This window comes from Nocardia sp. NPDC101769 (assembly GCF_044766925.1).
GTDB lineage: Bacteria > Actinomycetota > Actinomycetes > Mycobacteriales > Mycobacteriaceae > Nocardia.
This window is the reverse complement of sequence record NZ_JBIWMX010000029.1, coordinates 43,419-62,191: the sequence shown is the minus strand read 5'-3', so window position 1 is coordinate 62,191 and position 18,773 is coordinate 43,419. Positions and strand designations below refer to the sequence as shown.

At 68.9% G+C, this 18,773-nt stretch carries 14 protein-coding genes and 2 pseudogenes; 6 read left to right on the top strand and 10 right to left on the bottom strand.

Annotated features, from left to right (window positions below; translation table 11 throughout):
• Positions 1–144 precede the first annotated feature (144 nt).
• From ACIRRA_RS34355 to ACIRRA_RS34335, 5 genes are all read right to left on the bottom strand, one after another.
• On the bottom strand, positions 145–687 hold the full coding sequence (locus tag ACIRRA_RS34355; RefSeq protein ID WP_402776872.1) for a YaeQ family protein: 543 nt from the start codon (positions 685–687) through the stop codon (positions 145–147).
• Between the two features lie 151 nt (positions 688–838).
• Complete coding sequence (locus ACIRRA_RS34350) at positions 839–1,342, bottom strand: winged helix-turn-helix transcriptional regulator (protein WP_402776870.1); 504 nt, start codon at positions 1,340–1,342, stop codon at positions 839–841.
• Positions 1,339–3,591, bottom strand: a complete 2,253-nt coding sequence (locus ACIRRA_RS34345; protein ID WP_402776868.1) for a molybdopterin-dependent oxidoreductase — start codon at positions 3,589–3,591, stop codon at positions 1,339–1,341. The genes ACIRRA_RS34350 and ACIRRA_RS34345 overlap by 4 nt, the downstream gene beginning before the upstream one ends.
• Before the next feature lie 65 nt (positions 3,592–3,656).
• Complete coding sequence (locus tag ACIRRA_RS34340; RefSeq protein WP_402776866.1) at positions 3,657–4,301, bottom strand: pentapeptide repeat-containing protein; 645 nt, start codon at positions 4,299–4,301, stop codon at positions 3,657–3,659.
• A 115-nt stretch (positions 4,302–4,416) separates the two neighbouring features.
• Complete coding sequence (locus ACIRRA_RS34335; protein ID WP_402776864.1) at positions 4,417–4,932, bottom strand: MarR family winged helix-turn-helix transcriptional regulator; 516 nt, start codon at positions 4,930–4,932, stop codon at positions 4,417–4,419.
• Between the two features lie 85 nt (positions 4,933–5,017).
• Here ACIRRA_RS34335 and ACIRRA_RS34330 point away from each other — a divergent pair, with 85 nt between their 5' ends.
• Positions 5,018–6,805 carry an ABC transporter ATP-binding protein gene (locus ACIRRA_RS34330; protein ID WP_402776862.1) on the top strand — a complete coding sequence of 596 codons (1,788 nt, stop codon included), beginning with the start codon at positions 5,018–5,020 and terminating at the stop codon, positions 6,803–6,805.
• 61 nt (positions 6,806–6,866) lie between these two features.
• Here the strand turns inward: ACIRRA_RS34330 and ACIRRA_RS34325 are convergent.
• Positions 6,867–7,108, bottom strand: a pseudogene (locus ACIRRA_RS34325) (CocE/NonD family hydrolase C-terminal non-catalytic domain-containing protein); the annotation flags it as partial.
• A gap of 69 nt (positions 7,109–7,177) precedes the next feature.
• On the opposite strand from ACIRRA_RS34325, the gene ACIRRA_RS34320 reads away from it, so the two are divergent.
• On the top strand, positions 7,178–7,969 hold the full coding sequence (locus ACIRRA_RS34320) for an SDR family oxidoreductase (RefSeq protein ID WP_357000398.1): 792 nt from the start codon (positions 7,178–7,180) through the stop codon (positions 7,967–7,969).
• 166 nt (positions 7,970–8,135) lie between these two features.
• Positions 8,136–8,918 carry a VOC family protein gene (locus ACIRRA_RS34315; RefSeq protein WP_402776859.1) on the top strand — a complete coding sequence of 261 codons (783 nt, stop codon included), beginning with the start codon at positions 8,136–8,138 and terminating at the stop codon, positions 8,916–8,918.
• Positions 8,919–8,972: 54 nt separating this feature from the next.
• Here ACIRRA_RS34315 and ACIRRA_RS34310 read toward each other — a convergent pair whose 3' ends face one another.
• On the bottom strand, positions 8,973–10,112 hold the full coding sequence (locus tag ACIRRA_RS34310; protein ID WP_402776857.1) for a lipase family protein: 1,140 nt from the start codon (positions 10,110–10,112) through the stop codon (positions 8,973–8,975).
• A gap of 119 nt (positions 10,113–10,231) precedes the next feature.
• On the opposite strand from ACIRRA_RS34310, the gene ACIRRA_RS34305 reads away from it, so the two are divergent.
• Complete coding sequence (locus ACIRRA_RS34305) at positions 10,232–10,870, top strand: TetR family transcriptional regulator (protein ID WP_402776855.1); 639 nt, start codon at positions 10,232–10,234, stop codon at positions 10,868–10,870.
• A 3-nt stretch (positions 10,871–10,873) separates the two neighbouring features.
• Here the strand turns inward: ACIRRA_RS34305 and car are convergent, their stop codons facing one another.
• Positions 10,874–14,404, bottom strand: coding sequence for a carboxylic acid reductase (gene car / locus ACIRRA_RS34300; protein ID WP_402776853.1), 3,531 nt, complete (start codon positions 14,402–14,404; stop codon positions 10,874–10,876).
• Positions 14,405–14,592: 188 nt separating this feature from the next.
• Positions 14,593–14,914, bottom strand: a pseudogene (locus ACIRRA_RS34295) (alpha/beta hydrolase); the annotation flags it as partial.
• Positions 14,915–14,971: 57 nt separating this feature from the next.
• Here ACIRRA_RS34295 and ACIRRA_RS34290 point away from each other — a divergent pair.
• Positions 14,972–16,276 (top strand): MFS transporter, encoded by a 1,305-nt coding sequence (locus ACIRRA_RS34290; protein ID WP_402776851.1) that lies wholly within the window; start codon positions 14,972–14,974, stop codon positions 16,274–16,276.
• Between the two features lie 173 nt (positions 16,277–16,449).
• Positions 16,450–17,502: a tryptophan--tRNA ligase gene (gene trpS / locus ACIRRA_RS34285; RefSeq protein WP_357000412.1), complete on the top strand. Its 1,053-nt coding sequence runs from the start codon at positions 16,450–16,452 to the stop codon at positions 17,500–17,502.
• Here the strand turns inward: trpS and ACIRRA_RS34280 are convergent.
• On the bottom strand, positions 17,499–18,710 hold the full coding sequence (locus tag ACIRRA_RS34280; RefSeq protein ID WP_402776849.1) for a serine hydrolase domain-containing protein: 1,212 nt from the start codon (positions 18,708–18,710) through the stop codon (positions 17,499–17,501). The two genes, trpS and ACIRRA_RS34280, sit on opposite strands and share 4 nt — an antisense overlap.
• Positions 18,711–18,773: the final 63 nt, after the last annotated feature.

Below are 18,773 nucleotides of genomic sequence, written 5' to 3'. Positions count from 1 at the left end.
AAGCCCGGTTGCTCGTGCCCTGCCGGCGTGCGCAGGGAAGCCGGACGTCCGCACCGTCCGGCTGTAGTGGATCGAATCCGCACCGCTCGTGGGGCGCGGGCGGAATTCGGGCCGCTCGGCTCTTCGGAGGTCGGTCCGCAGGGGTCAGGTGAGGGAGTGTTCTTCGATGGGGGTCGAGAGGGAGATGCCGTTCAGGTCCAGGTAGAGGTGGCGGTCGGTGATCGAGAGGGTGAGGGTGTTGCGACGGTCGAGGAGGGCGGTGGCGGCGTCCACGAAGGGGCGGGCGAAAGAGTAGAGGGGGATCTGGTCGGCCTGGTGGATGCGTTTGCCGGTCAGTTGGGCGAGGACCTTGGCGGGGTCGCGGTGGGTGTAGATGGCTACGCGGTCGGCCAGCTTGCTGGCGCGGTGAATACGGTCGGCGTCCGGGGCGCCGACGTCGATCCAGGCGGTGAGGCGACCGGTGAGGTCGCGGATGAGGACCGGTGGCTCGTCGGTGGAAGAGACTCCACCGTCACTGAACGCGATGCCCTCCTCATACTCCGAGCAGTAGCCCAGGATCCGAGTCAACATGTACTCGCCGGTCTCGGAGGGATGCCGCGCAACCCGCAACTCCAACTCCTCGTAGACCCCCCGATCCACGTCAGCCAACTGCACATTCACGTTGTAGAGAGTCGCGTTCAGGGCCATAGTCCCTGCAGCCTAAGGCCCACCCCACCCCAGCCGACAACCGGTTCGGATTCCACCCACGACGATCCAACGACCGGACTCGACCCACAGCAGACGAACACCGCGACCCAATTACCCATTACCCACGAATTTCATTCTGATACAAGGATTTTCAACCATCCTCACCAAAACGACCGGTCACCGAGGCCGTATTCCGAAGGCGAGCCGGAAACCCCGGCCCCAGCCGAGCGGAAATATCCTCGTGCCGCAACGGCTCCCGGCAGTGCGAGCACACCACCTCGGCGTGCGTGTCGTGGTCGCACGCAGTGTGGTGCAGAACCACCGGTTCCCCGGATTCCGGAGCCAGGTACCGATCCCCCCAGGCCATCATGGCCGCGATGACAGGAAAGAAATCGCGCCCCTGATCGGTCAGCAGGTATTCGTGGCGAACCGGCCGCTCCTGATACGGAACCTTGGTCAACAGTCCCGTTTCCACCAATCGGTTCAAACGCTTGGTGAGGATATTGCGGCTGAGGCCGAGGGTGGATTCGAAATCATCGAAACGCTTGGCGCCGTAGAAAGCTTCACGGAGGATGAGCGGCGTCCACCAGTCGCCCAGCAGGTCGACGGTGCGGGCGACGGTGCACGGCCAGTCCGCGAAACTCGTTCGTTTCATGTGGTCACGGTATCCAGGCGGGCGGGGACGTACTTGTGCCAGGGCGTGCCGACCCATTCGTCGCGGTCGTCGAAGGAGGTCAGCTCGTTCGGGGCGGTGCCGGTGGTGACCGAGGTGCCGTCCGGGGCCGCGACCGAGAGGCCGAAACCGTTGGGCAGCGACAGGTGGCCCGGGCGCATGCGGTCGGTGGGCTCGACCGGAACCTGCGCGGTGCCGCGGCGGGTCGTCACCTGGACCAGGTCGCCCGCGGTGAGCCCGAGCCGCTCGGCATCGCCGGTGCTGATTCGCAGGGTGCCCGCCGCATCACGCTTGCGCCAGGCCGGGTCGCGGAAGATGGTGTTGGCCGTGAAGGCCCGGCGCTCCCCGGCCGAGAGGATGAACGGCCAGTCCGCGCTGTCGTCCTCCGTCGGCACGGGCAGGGTGGCGATCACCTCCAGCAGCTCCGGAATCTCCAGCCGGATCACCTTGTCGCGCACCCGGTTCCAGGTCTCGGCGTAATCGTCCTCGGAGATCACGATGCCGTGCTCGCCCGTCAGGATCGCCTCGAACAGCCGCTCTCCCGCCGCCAGACCCGTTCCGTACCCGGCACGTTCGACGCTGGCCGGGAACTTGCGCACCATGTTGTAGGCCGCCGCCCACAGCAGGGCTGCCGAGGCCGCACCGCCGGGCAGCATCTCCCCCAGCGTCCGATACAGCAGCACGGGAGCGAGTTTCGACCGCGCCGGATCGCCGAGGATCCCCAGGAACGTCATGGCGAACGCCTCCCGCCCCTGTGCGAGCGCGGCCCGCAGCGGCGCGTAGTCCGCCTCGCTCAGCATGCCCGCGGCCTCGACCAGACGGGCGTGGATCTCGGGCTCGGGCAGCACGCCCTCGGGCGCGGGCAGCACCGGGTGCCGCAGGTGGAAGATATTGCGCGGGAAGTCGAAGTTGAAGAACGTGGCCTCGTACTTCTCGAACTGGGTGGGCGCGGGCAGCACATAGTCGGCCAGGCGCGCGGTCTCGGTCATGGCGACGTCGATGACGACCACCAGTTCCAGCGCCTTCAGCGCCTCGCGCATGCGGGCCGAATCCGCCAGGGAGTGAGCCGGATTCGCGCTCTCGATGAACATGGCCCGGTAGCGCGCCGGGTGATCGGTGAGGATCTCCTCGCTGATCACATTGCACGGCACCAGACCACTCACGATCTGCGCGCCGGCCACCGGGCTCTTGGGGCCCTCCCCCGCCGGATGTCCGCGGTCGTGGCCGAGATTGGTCAGGCCGGTGAAAGCGTATTGGGTGCCCGGCTTTCCGACATTGCCGGTGAGCAGCCAGACCAGCTTCTCGACATAGCTGACGACGGTCGAGTACCGGTTCATCTGCACACCCAGGTCCTCGAGCGCGGCGACCGAGTTCGCGCGGGCCAGCCGGCGCGTCGCGGCGGTCACCAGGTCCAGGTCGACATCGGCGATGGCGCAATATTTTTCGATCGGCACCGCCCGCAGCACCGGGAGCACCGCATCCAGGCCGCTGGTGTGCTCGGCCAGCCATTCCTCGTCGATCAGATTGTCGCGCACCAGGATCGCGGCCATGGCCGTCAGCAGGTACACGTCGGTGCCCGGCCGCAGCTGCAGGTGGAAGTCCGCCAGCTCGGCGGTTTCGGTGCGCACCGGGTCGAGCACGATCATCGACCGCGCCGGGTCCTTGGCGATCTCCTTCAGCACCGTGCGCGCCCGCGGAAACCCGTGCGACTGATACGGATTCTTGCCGATGAAGAACGCCACCTCGGCATGCTCGACATCCGCGCGCAGCGGGTGGCCGGTTATCCGCGCGCCCACCCAGAAGTCACCGGTCTTCTCCTGCGCCAGCGCGCTGGACCGGTACTTCATGCCGAACGCGGCCATGGTCGCCGGGGCGTACGCGCCGCCCAGGTGATTGCCCTGCCCGCCGCCGCCGTAATAGAAGATCGACTCGCCGCCGAAGTGGTGCCCGACCTCCAGCAGTTTGGCCGACACCTCGGAAATCGCGGTCTCCCAATCAATTTCCTCGAAGCTGCCGTCCGCGCGCCGACGCAGCGGCGAGGTCAGCCGGCCGGTGTGCCCGTTCTGGTAGCGGTCCAGCTGCAGGGCCTTGTTGCAGGTGTAGCCCTCCGACGCCGGATGCAGCTTGTCGCCGCGGATCTTCTCGAAGGACCGGCCGTCCGGCCCGAGCAGCACCTGGATGCCGCAATTGCATTCGCACAGGATGCACGCCGTGGGCCGCCACTCCGTCATGTGAGGAGCGTAACCCGAGTCAGTTCACTAGCGCTACTAACTCGGGGATCCTTGGCCGCTTCCAGCTAGAGATCCTTGACCACGATTCCGAAGGCGTGGGCGAAGACCGGGGCCAGCTCGAGCAGCTGCGTATTGGTGACCAGCGCACCCGACAGCGACTCGACCCCACTGGAGATGCCGATCGACCGGGCCTCACGCAGGTCGACCTTGTTCAACTTGGCATTGCGCAGTGACAGCCCGGAGATCTCCGAGCCGGGGAATGTCACCGAGGTCAGCTTCGCCTCGCTGATATCCACGTCCCGCAGGACGCAATCCACGAACGAGACATCGGTGAGCACCGCGCCACGCAGATTCACCGAATCGAACTTGCAGTTGTGGAAGCTCACGCGTCGCAGCGCCGACCCGAACGCCTCCACCCCCGACATGGCCGCGAGCACGAATTCCACATCCATCCAATTGGTTTCGGACAAATCGGTCCGAATCCAGCGGGTGCTGCCCAGCCAGACATCGTTGAACCGCGAGTACCGGAAGAAGCCACCGGTCACCGTGGTGGCCGAGATGGCGCATTCGGTGAAGGTGACGCCGCGCAGCTGCGGGTCGTCGAGCGAGAGGCCGTCGAAATGGGCACAGTCGTAAGCGCCCTCATCGAGCAGCGTCTCCTGGGGTTCCAGGAAACGCGCGAAGGGCAGCTCGGCCAGCTCCCGCGGCATATCGGCTCCTTACCGGGTCGAGGTGGAGATCGGATCGGCACAACGCCCTCCCGACCGTACTCGAGGCCCACGACAGCCCCGCCCCCATCCGTGAGACCGACCGGACCTTCGGCTGCTACTCCGGGCCGGTTCGCCGGGTCACCGGCGACGCGCAGTCGTCGGCCGCCAATGTGGCGAGGAGCTCGCGCAGGGTGCGGCGCTGGCCGGGCGAGAGGGCGGCGAAGATCTCTTCGGCGGCGTCGCGGCGAGCGTCCGACATCCGAGCCAGTACCCGGCGGCCCGCCGCGGTCGGGGTCACCAGGGTCGCGCGGCGGTTGGCCGGATCCGGCTCGCGGGCAACCAGTCCGGCGGCGACCAGCGCGTCGACCACCGTCGTGGCCGAGCGGGGCACGATGCCGAGGAGATCGGCGAGGGCGGACATGCGCAGCGGTTCGTCGCCGTACTCGTCGGCGCGGCCGATGATGCGCAGCGCGCGGGCCTGGGCCGGGGTGAGGCCGAGCGGGGACAGCCGCGCCGACTGCGTGCGGCGCAGCCGTTTGGTCGTGCGCAGGAAGAGTTCGGCGAGGTCATCATCGGGAACGACATGCCTCTCGCCCGTCGCGCGCGGCTCGTCCACAGGGCTGCTCGACATGATTCAGAGCATAACTCATTGTCCCTGGAACAATTATGAGTCAAACTCAGTTATAGCGCGTGACTCCCCGCGAAAGGAGGCGCTGATGGCTTCACAACCGGAACTTCGCCGGATCGTCCGGCTCTTTCATCCGTATCGCGGGCGCTTGGCCCTGGTCGCGGCCCTGGTGGGTTTGGCCTCGCTGGCCGGTCTGGCTTCCCCGTTCCTGCTGCGCGGCATCATCGACAACGCCCTGCCGCACGGTCGCACCGGACTGCTGACCCTGCTGGCCGTGGGCATGATCGCGGTCGCCGCGCTGAACAGCGTGTTCGGCGTCTTCCAGACCTATATCTCGACCGCGGTCGGCCAGGACGTCATGCACGATCTGCGGTCGGCGGTCTACGCACGGCTGCAGTCCATGCCGCTGTCCTTCTTCACCACCACCCGCACCGGCGAGGTGCAGTCGCGAATCGCCAATGACATCGGCGGCATGCAATCCACGGTCACATCGACCATCACCTCGCTGGTCTCCAACTTCACCTCCGTCGTCGCGGCGGTCATCGCCATGTTCGCGCTGGACTGGCGACTCACGCTGGTCTCGCTGGTCATGCTGCCGCTGTTCGTGTGGATCAGCCGCCGGGTCGGCTCCGAGCGCCGGCGCATCACCGCGGAGAAGCAGCGCAAGCTGGCGGGCATGTCGGCGATCGTGGAGGAATCGCTGTCGGTGAGCGGAATCCTGTTGTCGCGCACCATGGGTCGCTCACCCGCGCTGGTCGAGGATTTCACCCGGGAATCGCGGGGGCTGGTGGATCTGGAGATCCGCTCCAGCATGGCCGGGCGGTGGCGGCAGTCGACCATCTCGATCGTGATGGCGGCCATGCCGGCGGTCATCTACTGGGCGGCGGGCATGACCGTGGCCCAGGGGCATCCCCTGGTGTCGATCGGCACACTGGTCGCATTCACCACGCTGCAGAGCGGCCTGCTGCGGCCGACCGTCATGCTGCTGTCGACCGGCGTCGATATCCAGAGCTCGCTGGCGCTGTTCGGGCGGATCTTCGAATACCTGGATCTGCGACCGGACATCGAGGAACCCGAGCAGCCCACACCCCTGCCCGAGCAGGTGACGGGCGCGGTGCAGTTCGAGCGCGTGGGGTTCGCCTACGACGCGGATCGGAACGTGCTGAGCGACATCGATATCGAGGTCCCCGCCGGGTCGAGTCTGGCGATCGTCGGCGAAACCGGCTCCGGGAAGACGACTCTCGGGTATCTGGTGGCGCGCCTGTACGACGTGACATCCGGACGGATCACCGTCGACGGCGTGGATGTGCGGGAGCTGTCCTTCGCCGACCTGTCCGCGGCGGTGGGCGTGGTGTCGCAGGAGACCTACCTGTTCCACTCCTCGGTCGCCGACAACCTACGTTTCGCGAAACCCGATGCGACAGAGGAGGAATTGCATGCCGCGGCCCGGGCCGCGCAGATCCACGACCACATCATGAGCCTGCCCGACGGGTACGACACCCTGGTCGGCGAGCGCGGCTACCGGTTCTCCGGCGGGGAGAAGCAGCGGCTGGCGGTGGCGCGGGCCATCCTGCGCGATCCGCCCATCATGGTGCTCGACGAGGCGACCAGTGCACTGGACACCAGGACCGAGCGCGAAGTGCAGGCGGCGATCGACGCGCTGTCCGCGAATCGCACCACCATCACGATCGCGCACCGGCTGTCCACGATCCGGGACGCCGATCAGATCGTGGTGCTCGATCATGGCCGCGTCGTGGAACGCGGCACGCACCGGGAACTGGTGGAGCGCAATGGTTTCTACGCCGATCTGCTGGCCCGCGACACCTTCGACGATGTCATGGCCGCGGCCGACGTGGTCGGCGCGCTCGAATCCTGAACCCGGACAGCAGAGGCCCTGTCGTCCACGCTGACGACAGGGCCTCTTTCTCTCCCTGCCAGCCGATATTTCCGCCGAGAGGGACGTTCACCCAGCTGGGCGCGTTCGGGTCGAGGTCGATGTGCCGGGGCAGCAGCTCGCTCTCGTTCAACAGCGGGCGCAGCGGCAGGCCGCGCGGGAAGTTGAACGCGAAGACGTCGATGCGCAGGCGGTGGCCAGGCTGCAGGACCGCGTCGGTGGCGGTCAGGCCCAGATCGACGCGGTGGGCTGACCGGGGACGAGCGGCTCGCGATCGGCCAGCGTACCCAACGGTCGGACTGTAATGGCCGACACTGTCGACCGCAATCGTGGCGGGTGTCATATGTTGACCTGGTGAATACAGCAGCAGGCGAATTGGCGGGACGCGTCGCGCTCGTGACCGGCGGCGGGCGCGGTATCGGGCGAGCCATCAGTCATGCGCTGGCCGCCCGCGGCGCCGCGGTCGCGGTCAACTGGGTGCGCCACGAGCAATCAGCGAAAGACACTGTGGCCGAACTGCATTCCCTGGGGGCCACCGCCCTCGCCGTGCACGCCCCGGTCGACGATCCGGTGGCCGTGACCGCCATGGTCGACCGCGTGATCAGTGAGCTCGGCCCGATCAGCATCCTCGTCCACAATGGCGGCATCGCCAGCCGTGGCCGCCCGGTCTCGGACACCGATCCGGCGGAGGTCGAGCGACTCCTGCGCATTCAGGCCATCGGCCCGCACCACCTCAGCAAGCTCGTGCTACCCGGCATGCGCACCTGTGAACGCGGCGACATCATCATGATCAGCAGCGTGGCCGCCCACACCCTCGGCGCGGCCGGCGCCCCCTACAACATGGCCAAGGCCGCCCTGGAAGCCCTCGCCCACACCCTCGCAAAAGAGGAATCCCCCAACGGAATCCACGTCAACATCGTCGCCCCCGGCCTGGTCGCCTCCGACATGGGCGACCGCCTCACCGCAGCCCTGTCCGGCGGCATCCACCGCCACGCCGCCGACCTCGACGCCACCTCCCCCTTCGGCCATGTCTGCCGCCCCGAAGAGGTAGCCGACGTCGTCGCCTTCCTCGTCTCCCCCGCCGCCGGCTATCTCACCGGCCAGCGCATCGTCATCGACGGCGGCGCCTACCCGTACCGCCCGTGATCCGGAATCGCCGCCGACCTGGTCGACGCCGGGGTGCTCCCGGAATGTTCAACACGAGTTCGTGACCAGTCGGTATTCCGTGATCGGAATGCCGGGAAGCATGGTTAGCTGACCATGTGCCTGCCCTCCGACAGGCCGCTACCGACCGATTCTCGGGAGGATACGTATGCCCACGACAGACAAGGTTTGGCCGCAAGGAACTCCGTGTTGGGTCGACTGTTCGGTCGACGATCCCGCCGCTGCGCGGGACTTCTACGCCCAGCTGCTCGGCTGGGACGTGCTCGACAGTCCGCCCGAGGCAGGCGGGTATCTGATGGCGATGCTCGACGGCAAGCCCGCCGCGGGCATCGGGCCCAAGATGGGTGAGGCCGCCATGCCCTCGGTGTGGACCACCTACTTCGCCGCCGAGAATGCCGATGCGATCGCGGGCGCGGTCACGGCCGCCGGCGGCATGGTGTTCATGCCGCCCTTCGACGTGATGGACGTCGGGCGCATGTTCGTCGGCGCGGACCCGGGGGGCGCGGCGTTCGGCGTGTGGGAAGCCAAGGCGCACACCGGCGCCGGCATCTTCAACGAGCCCGGCGCGTACTGCTGGAACGACCTGCACACCACCGCGTACACGCCGTCGCAGGAGTTCTACAAGCAGGTCTTCGGCTGGTCCTTCGACGAGATCGGCAGCGAGCAGATGCCGTACTCCACCTTCGCCGGCGCGGACGGGCGCCCGATGGGCGGCGTGGCCGACAGCACCGGCCAGCCCGGCGGCGGCCCCAACTACTGGCTGACCTGGTTCCAGGTCGCGGGCGCGGACGGCGCGCTGGACAAGGCCAAGGAGCTCGGCGCGACCGTGCTGATGGGCCCCTCGGACAGCCCCTTCGGGCGCATGGGCATCGTGTCGGGCCCGCAGGGCGAGGTCTTCGGTCTGATCGACACCACCGTCACCATCGGCTGATCAGGAGCAGCAGTCGCCGAGGCCGAGTGGCTCTGTGCCACTCGGCCTCTCGCGTCAGGAGAACAGTCGCGCCACGAACGGCACGCTGTCGGCCAGTGAGGCGAGCATGGCGCCGCTGTGGTCCTTCCCGGGGTAGACGTGCACCTCGGGATGCGTTCCGGCTGCGGCCATGTCGGCGACCAGCTTGGCGGTCAGCGGTGCGGGGACATCGGTGTCATTGGTGCCCTGCCCGATGAACAGCGGCCGGTCGTAGCCGGTCAGCGGCACGTCCATGACCGACCGCGCGGTGGGCACGAAATCGCCGTCGGCCAGCGGCCGCGACACCAGCTGGTTCAGCGACACACCGGCGGCGCGATCGGCCAGCGGGGTGAAGCACAGGGTCTGGGCGTCGGTCACCAGCTGCTTGCCCAGCGGGGTCAGGTAGCTGTCGAGGTCGAAGTCCGGGCGGGCCGCCTTCAGGCCGTTGAACACGTAGGTGGCGTAGGCGGTGATGTGCGAGGACCCGATGGGCGGGGTGTCCGGCCCGATCAGGGTCGCGGCGTCGACGATATTGGAGGCCGGGCCGGTCGCCACCGCGCCGCGGTAATCCAGTTCGGGCGCATAGCGTGTCGCGAGCGAGGCGGTGAAAACCGCTGCGCCGCCGCCCTGCGACTGCCCGATCGCCACCCACTTCGGGGCCAGCGAATCGTCCACCGCGCGGGCGGCGCGCACCATGTCGATGGCGGCGTGCGCCTCGGCGCGGCCGTCGAGGTAGGCGTGCACGCCGGGGGTGCCCAGGCCGATGTAGTCGGTGGCGACGATGGCGTAGCCCTGCTTCATCCAGGTGGCGAGGAACCCCATGTCGCGGTCGGAACGACCGGTCACCGAGGGCGCGCAGTCGTCGCCGATGCCGACGGTGCCGTGCTCCCAGGACAGCACCGGCCAGCCGCCGGGCGGCGGGGTGCCCGCCGGGGTGAAGACCACGCCCGTGGACAAGGCGGGCTGATCGGAGGAGTCGCGGGTCCAGTAGGTGAGCTTGCGGGCCGAGCCGGCGCCGTCGATCCAGAGGTCCTGCGCCAGAGCCTCATTGCCGACGACGGCGCCCGGGGCCCCGCCCTCGGCCCGGGCGGGCGGGTCGGCCTGGGCGGTGGCGGCGAGCGGCCCGGTGGCCAGCACAGCCGCCGAGACCAGGGTGATCACGGTGCGTCGCGTCATCGGAGGAGTCCTCTCGTATCGTCTCGCTTTGGTGTCACAGTGAGACACTTCGGCCAGACTATCCTGTGAAGTGTCACTTTGAGACACCAGGGTTGATATCGGCGACACGAGAGGGCGGGATGACGGCACCGACCGGGTTGCGCGAACGCGAGAAGGCCAGGGTGCGGCGCGAATTGATCGACGCGGCGCTGCTGCTGTTCGAGCGCCGGGGCTTCGAGCAGACCACCGTGCAGGAGATCGCCGACGCCGCCCAGGTCTCGCGGCGCACCTTCCACCGCCACTTCCCCGCCAAGGCGGCCGTGGTCTTCAGCCACGAGGAGGACGTCATGTCCTACCTGCTGGCCGCCCTGGACCGCCGCCCGCCGCACGAGGCGGTCTTCGTCGCGCTGCGGGCCGCGCTGCGCGAGTTCCTGCTCGACGATGCCGAGGCCGAGCTGCGCCGCCGCCAGGCCGACACCGCCCGGCGGGCGCGGCTGGTGCTGATCACCAATCCGCAACTGCGCCAGGAGAATTTCACCGGCACGTTCGGCCGCCGGGACGCGCTGGCCCGGAGTTTCGCCCGCCGCGGCGGTCTGGCCGAGGACGATCTGCGGGCGAAACTCGCCGCCGCGACCTGCTTCGCGGCCTTCGGGGTGGGGCTCGACGACTGGGTGGCGAGCCCCGATCCGTCCCTCACCCGCCTCTACGAGATCCTCGACGGCACCGTCGCCGCGCTGCAGCACGGTCTCGAGATCCCCGCGGCGGCGGGCGGCGACTGAGGGCTACAGCAGGCCGCGCAGCCCCAGGTCCGTCACGTACTTGTCGATGAGTTCCCTTGTCAGGTGCGGGATGTCGCCGTTCGGACCGAGCTTTGCCTGCTGCACGGCCGTCTGGAAGCGCTTGGCCGGGAGCGCCGCGCCCGGGATGGGCAGGCCGGGGCGGCGGTAGGCGTGCAGGAGCGGCAGCACCGAGTGGGTGCGCTGGTGCTCCGGCAGGGCGCGCAGGGCGGTCTCGAAACGGCCGACCCAGTCGGGGTAGGAGTCGATGCGGTCGATGGGATGACCGGATTCGATGAGCCAGTCCACGAATTCGTCGAGGGAGATGCCGTCGTCATGGGGGTTGAAGACGTCGTAGGTCTCGAAACCGCTGGTGACGCGGGCGCCGAGGGTGGTGATGGCGGCGGCGGTGAAGTCCGCGGGCAGGCCGTCGTAGTGGGCTCGTTGCCGCCCGCCGTCGGAATCCAAGGCGTAGAACGACTTCGGGGCCAGACCGGTGGCGAGCACGCTGAGCAGCAGGCGGGTGAACATGTCGGGCAGGTTGAACTGCCCGGCGAACACGCTGTGCGCCAGGATCATGTCGGAGCGGAAGACCGCCACCGGCAGCCCGCACAGGTCGTGGGCCTCGCGCAGCAGCACCTCACCGGCCCACTTGCTGTTGCCGTAGCCGTTGGCGTACCCGTCGCCCACCGTGCGCACCGCGCTGATCTCGCGGATGTCGCCGTCCTCAGTGAACACGGCGGGGTCGATCTGATCGGCGACACCGACCGTGGACAGGTAGGTGACGGGTTTGCGGGTCGCGGTGAGCGCCAGGCGGATCACCTCGGCGGTGCCGACCACGTTGGGACCGAACAGCTGGTCGTAGGGCAGCACGTGATTGACCAGCGCCGCCGGGTGCACGATGAAATCGACGGTCTCGGCGAGCTCCTGCCAAATCGCTTGATCCAGACCGAGATTCGGCGCGCCGATGTCGCCGGCCAGCACACGCAGGCGACGCCCGGCCAGCTCCCGGTAGCGCCGCAACAGCTCGGGATCGCCGCTGTCGAACACCTCGTCCAGCCGCCGGCGCGCCGATTCGGCGTCGCGGCCGCGAATGATGCAGACCAGGGTGCCGCCGGTGTCGTCCAGGCGCTGCAGCCATTCCAGGCACAGGAACCGGCCGAGGTAACCGTTGGCGCCGGTCAGCAGTACCGTGCGCGGCGGCTGCGGCGCGAGCGGCAGTCCGGGCGCGGCCGCCAGCGTCGCCGCGTCGACGAACTTGTCGAGGGTGAGATCGGCGGCGCGAATCTCGCTGCCGCCGTGCACGGTCGACGCGGTGGGACGACCGCCGGCACCGGACCGTTCGGCCTCGATGTGGGCGGCGAGCCCGGCCAGGTCGCCGGCGGGGCTGACGATCACGCCGACCGGTACCTCGACATCGAAGATCTCACGCAGCAGCGTCGAGAACGACAGCGCCGACAGTGAATCCCCGCCCAGATCGGTGAAGTGCGCATCCGCCTGTGGCTCGCCGCCGCCGAGGATGGCGCGGGCGGCCCGGCACACCGTCTCGAGCACCGGCCGGTCGGCGGCCTCGCGGCGCAGCGCGAGCAGCTCATCCTCCTGCTGGCGCGCCTGCGCGCGATACAGCTCCTCGAGCCGGTCGCCGTAGCGCTGCCTGAGCTTGGGCCGCAACAGCTTTCCGATGCCGGACAGCAGGCCGTTCTCCTGGGTGAAGGGCTCGGTCTCGATCAGGAACTCGCGCGGGATCTCGTAGGACTCCAGCTCGGCGTCCTTGGCGATCTGCTGCATGGATTCGGTGATGGCCGCGGTCATCTCGGCGGGTTCGAGCGCGAGGGCGGCCGGCGAGGGCACGATGACGGCCAGCAGGTGCGCACGCTCGCTGGACCCGTGCACGAAGATCTGGGCGATGAGCGGGCTGGTGGCGAAGGCGGCCTCGAGCTTGGCCACGGCCACGAACTCGCCCTGCGACAGCTTGAGCACATTGTTGCGGCGGTCGACGTACACCAGATGGTCGGGCCGGACCTCGGCGACGATATCGCCGGTGCGGTAGTAGCCGTCCTCGTCGAAGATCTCGGCGGTCACCTCGGGACGCTTGAAATAGCCCGGGATCTGCTGCATCGACTTCACCAGGAACTCGCCGCGCGGATACGGCTTGTCGGTGGCGAAGTAGCCGAGCTCGGGCACATCGGTCAGCTTGTAGTCGATCACCGGCGGCCGGCGGATCTCATTGTCGATGAGCAGGCCGCCGCCCGCCTCGGTGGAGCCGTAGCCGTCGACGAGCGGCTGGCCCAGCACCGAGTTCATGAACTCCTTCATGTCCGCGGAGATCGGCGCGCTGCCGACCATGACCCGGAGTAGGCGGCCGCCCAGGAAGTCCTGTCGCAGTGCGGCTTTCGCGTCCTCGTCGGCCTGGTCGGCGGACACACCCGCGGCGATGCGGCGCTGCACGTCGCTCTGATAGCGCTGGAACACCATGTCGCACACGCGTGGGACGAAGAACGCCTCGGTCGGCCGGGCCAGGCCGAAATCCTCGAACAGGGTCGACATGTCGCTGGCCGCCGCGAAATACGCGGTTCCGCCACGCGCGAAGGTGCCGCTGAGCACCATCCGCCCGGCGATGTGACTCAAGGGCATGTAGCAGAAATTGATGACCGGGGCCGGAATGATCGTGGGCCCCAACCACATACCGGTCGCCAGGCGCTGCGGGTAGATAGCACCCTTGGGGGTCCCGGTGCTGCCGGAGGTATAGACGAGCAGGGCGAGCTCGTCCTCGTCGGCGGGCACGTGGAGCGGTACCGCGGGCAGGTCCCGGCCCCGTTCCGCCACGGCGGCGAGCGATTCCAGGCCGATCGCGGCCCCCGACTCCGCGATGCGGCGCTGTGCGGCGGCGTAGGTCTCGGCGTGGTGGTCGTCGCCGGGTTCGAAGTCGAAGACCACGATCGATTCCACCGGCGTGCCGCCGAGCACGCAGTCGAGCGCGGGCGCGAGCTGCTCCAGGCTCACCGCCAGCATCCGGGCGCCGGTCTCGGTGATGATCGAACGCCATTGCGCGGCAGGTGAACTCGATTGCAGTGGCACGCTCACCAGGCCCAGCCGGATGCCGGCCAGCTCGACGGCGGTGAAGTCGCCGCTGGCGAAGCCCAGAACGCACAGGAAGTCCCCGGCGCGCAGGGGGTTTCGCGGGTCCGCGTGCCAGGCGGCCGCGATGTCCCCGGAGCGCACCCACAGCTCGCTGTAGGTCGTGGTCCGGTACGCGGGCAGCAGCCGCCGGGTGCGCCGCCCGTCGGCGCCGGTCACGATCTCGGTGGCCCGCTCGGCGATGGCGGGCCGGTCGGCGTATCCGCCGAAGAGCACCGCCGCCACACCGGCCAGCCCCTGCCCGGACTGCTGAGCCGCGGCCGCGACCTCGGGTAGCGGAACCAGTGCCCGCACCTGGTCGTCGGCCATCAGTTCCTCGAACTGCTTCGCGATCTCGGCATGCGCGAGCCGATCCGCGAATCGCTGGGTAAGCTCCGCCCGAACGGCGTCCTCGACCATCAATGGCCTCCCTGGTCTCCGGCGATCACGACGCCACGAGATCTCGTTCGGGCGTCAGGTTGTCTCCCCATCAATTAGCATTGCTAATTTTTCCACCATGAGGGGCCGGGAAGGGAAAGTCAAGATCTCCGCGGCGCACCCCGAAGTCCAGGATGCGCCGCGAATCCGCAGCGTGCTACCGGGTAGCCCAGATCGGTCACCGCGGCATCGATCAGGTCGGCGATGGCGACCGGCTGCGAGGCCGGCGAGGCGTGGCTCGAGGGCAGCTCGACGGTCCCGGCGCGAGCCCATCCGCTCGGCCACGCGGCGCTCGTTGTCCGGGTTGATCACGCAGTCCTCTGAAGGTGGAGCCGAGTGGGGCCTTCCGGGTGACCGCCATGACCGGCCCTCGTCCTCGGTCAGGTCCTGACAGAAGCTGTCGTGGAACTTCTCCTGCGTGATCCGGAGATATCCGTCGGAGTCGTAGTCGGAGTCGGGGGCGATGGCGTCGACCGCGGCGGGCGGCAACTGGTGCCCCGATGGGGCACACTCGAACGGCACGTACACGACGATCCGCCCCGAGGAACAATGCAGAACCTTCCCGACGACGCCGTGCGCGTCGAAACCCCCGCGCGCTACCGGATATCGAACTCCGCGGCGTTCTGGCTGCTCTCGATCGCGCTGGGGCTGCTGCTGTTCGCGTCGGCGGCCCCGTCGCCGATGTATCCGGTGTATCAGCAGATGTGGCACTACTCGTCACTGATGTCGACGGGTGTGTACGCCGCGAATGCCATTGCGCTGCTGGTGACTCTGCTGTTCGCCGGCTCGCTGTCCGACCATATCGGGCGGCGGCCGGTGCTCATCGCGGCGGTGCTGGTGGAGCTGGCCGGGACGCTGGCCTTCGCCGAAGCGCAGTCGGTGGCTTGGCTTTTCACCGCCCGCATCGTGCAGGGTATCGCGACCGGACTCGCCACGGGTGCGATCACGGCGACGCTCATCGATCTACAGCCCGCGGAATCGCGGCTGGGCGCGCTCATGACGAATGTGGCGGCCGGCGGTGGCCTGGCGGTGGGCGCCATCAGTTCCGGGCTGCTGGTGGCCTACGCGCCCGCGCCCACCCGGCTGGTGTACTGGCTGCTGGCGGTGGCGTTCACCGTCATCGTCATCGGCGTGCTGCTGATTCCCGAGACGGTCGCGCCCGACGGGCGGGGCCTGGCGTCACTGAAGCCCAAAGTGTCGGTGCCGCAAGAGGTCCGGGTGGCCTTCCTGACCCTGGTGCCGTCGATCGCGGCCACCTGGGCGCTGGGCGGGCTCTATCTGGCGCTGGGCGGCGCGCTCATGAAGGTGCACTTTCACGTCGGCACTCCGCTGGCCGGGGGTCTGGTGGTGGTCGCGTTGCAGGGCACCTCGGCGGTCACCGCACTGCTGGCCCGCGACTGGACCATCGATCAGGCCCTGCTGCGCGGACCGATCCTGCTCATGTCCGGGGTCTCGCTGGCGCTGCTGGGCGCGGCGACGGAGTCGGTGTGGCTGTTCTTCGCGGCCAGTGTGGTGGCCGGGGTCGGTTTCGGGCCGTCGTTCTCGGGCGCGCTGCGCATGTTGACCGGCCTGTCACCCGCCGAGACGCGGGCAGAGGTGGTGACCGCGATCTATGTGGTCTCCTACCTGTCGCTCAGTGTGCCGGCGGTCATCGCGGGGCTGTGCGTGCAGCGGTTCGGGCTGGCGGCCACGACCTACGGCTACGGCCTGATCGTGATCGCGATGGAGGCGGTCGCCGTGGCCGGGTCGCTGCGCCACCGCAGTCCGCACACCGCGCTGGCCGGGCATCTGTGCCCCGCGCCGTGCCCCGGCTCGGTCGCGCCGATGCCGCGGGTGGTGTCGGCGCACCCCTGACCGGCGGTTGCGGCCGCGGCTTGTTAAGCTGGACAAGTGATTCCCACCCGGCAGGCATGGCGCTGGCTGCACTAGCAGCCCGATGAACCATGACCACGGGCTGTACGCGGCCCGTGATTCCCGACCGGAACACCCAACTCGTGCAGCCCCCATGAACTTTCAGGAGTTGTACGGTGACTACCCCTTCGGATTCCTTCGCCGCGTCCCGCGAGCGCAGCGACGAGCTGGCCGCCGAGGTGGCCGCGCATCCCGGCCGCTTCCGCGTCCTCACCGGTGAACGGCCCACGGGCAGACTGCATCTGGGCCATTACTTCGGCACCGTGCGGGAACGGGTGCGGTTGCAGGAACTGGGCGTGGACCTGTGGGTGATCCTGGCCGACTATCAGGTCATCACCGACCGTGACAGCCTCGGCCAGGTCCGCGAGAACGTCTACAGCGCGGTGCTGGACTACGCCGCCGCCGGGATCGACATGAGCCGGGCGACCGTGTTCACCCATTCCTCGGTGCCGGCCCTCAATCAGCTCATGCTGCCGTTCCTGAGTCTGGTCACCGAGTCGGAGCTGCACCGCAATCCGACGGTGAAGGCGGAGCTGGCCGCCTCGGAGCGGGCGCTGAGCGGGCTGCTGCTCACCTATCCGGTGCATCAGGCCGCCGACATCCTGTTCTGCAAGGGAAATCTCGTGCCGGTGGGCAAGGACCAGCTGCCGCACCTGGAGGTCACCCGGGTCATCGCGCGGCGGTTCAACGAGCGCTACGGCCGGGTGTTCCCGGAACCGCAGGCGCTGCTCACCTCGACCCCGGAGATCCCGGGCCTGGACGGCCGCAAGATGTCCAAGAGCTACGGCAATGCCATCTCGCTGTCCATGACCGCGGATGAGACCGCCGCGCTCATCCGCCGCACCGCAACCGATTCCGACCGGCGCATCACCTTCGATCCCGATGCCCGGCCGGGCGTCTCGGCACTGCTCACCACGGCCGCACTGTGCCTGGGCACCGACGAGCAGACGCTGGCGGACAAGCTCGGCGACGGCGGCGGCGCGGCGCTGAAGAAGCTGGCCACCGACGCGGTGAACGACTTCTTCGCGGGTCATCGGGCCCGGCGCATGGAGCTGGCCGCGGACCCGGATTTCGCGAGCGGCATTGTGCGCGAGGGCAATCGGCGCGCCAATGAGATCGCCGAGCGCACCCTGGACGAGGTGCGTTCGGCGATGGGGACGGTGTACTAGTCCGCCAGGGCCCCGTAGACCCCGGTCAGGAAGTCGTCGCCGAGCGGGCTGCGCCACTCGGCGGCGATGATGATATTGGCGGACTGCACGAAAAGCAGTGTCACCAGATCCTTTTCGGGGTCCGCGTACCAGGCGGTGCCCAGGCCGCCCGGCCAGGACAGAGTGCCGACGCTGGGTATGCCGCTGCCGGGTTCGGTCTGCATCTTCACGCCGTAGCCGAATCCTTGGTCGGCCCAGATGGCCTGGCCCAGTGGCGGATTGAAGGGGGCGGCCGCGTGCTGTTCGGGGGTGAGGTGGTCCCGGCTCAGCGCGGCAACCGTTTCGGCCGACAGGATCCGGACCCCGTCCAGCTCACCGCCATTGAGCAGCATGCGGGCGAAGCGCGCGTAATCGTCCACGGTGGACACCAGGCCCGCACCGCCGGAGGGGAACAGCGGTGGCTCGCCCCACGCGGTGGTGGCAGGCCGGTCGAGTTCGGTGCGGCCGGGGCCGTACAGCACACTCAGGCGGTCGCGCTTCGATTCGGGCACCGCGAATCCGGTGTCCACCATGCCCAGCGGCGTCAGGACCCGTTCGCGCAGAACGGTTTCCAGCGGCTGCCCGGTCACCCGGCTGATCAGGATGCCGAGGATGTCGGAGGCGGTGTGATAGCGCCACACCGTACCGGGCTGCGCGATGAGCGGCAGCTCGCCCACCCGGGCCAGCCACTCGTCCGGTGCGAGCCGTTCGGCGTTCGCGACGCCGATGGCGCTCGCGATGGGATCGGCGGTGAGCGCGAACAATTGCGGTGCGAGGCTGGAGCGGCCCCAGCCCAGGCCCAGCCGGTAGGTGAGCAGATCCTCCACCGTGATCGGGCGCTCGGCGGGCACCACGTCCGCGAGCGAGCCGTCCGGATCGCGCATGACGGTGCGGCCGGCCAGTTCCGGCAGCCAGGCGTCCACCGGATCCGACAGCGCGATGCGGCCCTCGTCCACCAGGGTCAGCGCCGCCACCGCGGTGATCGGCTTGGTCATGGAGGCGATGCGGAAGAGGGTGTCGCGCCGCATCGGCTGCCCGGCCGCCCGATCCCGCCAGCCCGCCGTGTCCACCTGCACCAGTTCGCCGTGCCGGTAGATCGCGGCGACCGCGCCGGCCACCTCGTCCCGCTCGACGTACCCGTCGAGTACCTCGCTCACCTTCTTCAGCCCCTCGGCCGAAAACCCGTTCACCGCAATCGCTCCCTTCCGTCGGCAGCCGAGATCAACCGCCGGCGGCCGCCGATATTCCCGGCG

Bases quoted from the DNA above. Each gene is read 5' to 3' on its own strand.
- car (WP_402776853.1), bottom strand. From the start codon at position 14,404: ATGGTCGAGGACGCCGTTCGGGCGGAGCTTACCCAGCGATTCGCGGAT.
- ACIRRA_RS34340 (WP_402776866.1), bottom strand. From the start codon at position 4,301: ATGCCGCGGGAGCTGGCCGAGCTGCCCTTCGCGCGTTTCCTGGAACCC.
- ACIRRA_RS34305 (WP_402776855.1), top strand. From the start codon at position 10,232: ATGACGGCACCGACCGGGTTGCGCGAACGCGAGAAGGCCAGGGTGCGG.
- ACIRRA_RS34355 (WP_402776872.1), bottom strand. From the start codon at position 687: ATGGCCCTGAACGCGACTCTCTACAACGTGAATGTGCAGTTGGCTGAC.
- ACIRRA_RS34310 (WP_402776857.1), bottom strand. From the start codon at position 10,112: ATGACGCGACGCACCGTGATCACCCTGGTCTCGGCGGCTGTGCTGGCC.
- ACIRRA_RS34290 (WP_402776851.1), top strand. From the start codon at position 14,972: ATGCAGAACCTTCCCGACGACGCCGTGCGCGTCGAAACCCCCGCGCGC.
- ACIRRA_RS34350 (WP_402776870.1), bottom strand. From the start codon at position 1,342: ATGAAACGAACGAGTTTCGCGGACTGGCCGTGCACCGTCGCCCGCACC.
- ACIRRA_RS34315 (WP_402776859.1), top strand. From the start codon at position 8,136: ATGCCCACGACAGACAAGGTTTGGCCGCAAGGAACTCCGTGTTGGGTC.
- ACIRRA_RS34345 (WP_402776868.1), bottom strand. From the start codon at position 3,591: ATGACGGAGTGGCGGCCCACGGCGTGCATCCTGTGCGAATGCAATTGC.
- ACIRRA_RS34335 (WP_402776864.1), bottom strand. From the start codon at position 4,932: ATGTCGAGCAGCCCTGTGGACGAGCCGCGCGCGACGGGCGAGAGGCAT.
- ACIRRA_RS34330 (WP_402776862.1), top strand. From the start codon at position 5,018: ATGGCTTCACAACCGGAACTTCGCCGGATCGTCCGGCTCTTTCATCCG.